The organism is Streptomyces sp. NPDC051172 (assembly GCF_040682555.1).
Taxonomy (GTDB): Bacteria; Actinomycetota; Actinomycetes; order Streptomycetales; family Streptomycetaceae; genus Streptomyces.
On the sequence record NZ_JBFBBE010000486.1, the window covers coordinates 1 to 1043 of the forward strand.

General features: G+C 74.4%; 2 protein-coding genes. One reads left to right on the top strand and one right to left on the bottom strand.

Features of this window, described 5'->3' with window-relative positions; translation table 11 throughout:
* Positions 1-712 (top strand): alpha/beta fold hydrolase (locus AB0N07_RS52120; RefSeq protein WP_365848154.1); only part of this gene is annotated, 712 nt, incomplete at its 5' end.
* A gap of 6 nt (positions 713-718) precedes the next feature.
* Here the strand turns inward: AB0N07_RS52120 and AB0N07_RS52125 are convergent.
* Positions 719-1043 (bottom strand): M3 family metallopeptidase (locus AB0N07_RS52125; RefSeq protein WP_365848156.1); only part of this gene is annotated, 325 nt, incomplete at its 5' end.

Sequence of the window (1043 nt, forward strand, 5' to 3'; positions counted from 1 at the left end):
GGTGATGGTCCACGGCCGGGGCGCGCGCCGCAACGAGGGCATCCGCGCCGTCCCGACCGCCCGCCGCCTGGGCATGACGTCGCTGCTGATCTCCTACCGCAACGACGGCGACGCCCCGGACGCGGCCGACGCCCGCTACGGGCTGGGCACCACCGAGTGGGAGGACGTCGAGGCCGCGATCCGCTACGCCCTGGACCATGGCGCCCGGGACGTCGTCCTCTTCGGCTGGTCCATGGGCGGGGCCGTGGTGCTGCAGACCGTGGACCGTTCCACGCTGGCCCCGCGCGTGCGCGGCGTGGTCCTGACGGGCCCCGTCGTGGACTGGGTGGACGTGCTGCGCCACCAGGCCCGGCTCAACCGGATCCCCGAAGCCGTGGGCCTGCTCGGCCAGTGGCTGCTGGCCAACCGGGCCGGCCGGTTCATCACGGGCCTGGCCGCCCCCGTGGACCTCAAGGCCCTGGACTGGGTGGCCCGCGCCGACCACGTGCGCGTGCCCACGCTGATCCTGCACTCCGAGGACGATGAGTACGTGCCCGTCGGCCCCTCGCAGGACCTGGCCGAGCGCAACCCGGACCTGGTTCGGTTCGTCCGCTTCCACCAGGCCCGCCACACCCGGGAGCAGAACGTGGACCCGCGCAAGTGGGACACCACCGTGCGCGGCTGGCTGCGCGCCGTGCTCAGCGCCCCCCGCCCCGGCGACCGGAGGCGCTGACCGCGCTCAGGCCGCGGCGTCCGCCAGTCCCCGACGGCGCAGCAGCGGCTCGAGCTCGGCGTCCCGGCCACGGAACGCGCGGTAGGACTCCAGCAGGTCACGCGTGTCGCCCCGCGAGAGCAGCTCGTCCGCGAACCGGCGGCCGTTCTCCCGCGTCATCCCGCCGTGCTCGCGGAACCACTCCACGGCGTCCGCGTCCAGCACCTCTGCCCACACATAGGAGTAGTACCCGGCCGCATAGCCGCCGCCGAAGATGTGCTTGAAGTAGCCGGTGCCGTAGCGCGGGGGCACCAGGTCCGGGTCGATGCCCGCCTCGATCAGCACCCGGCGC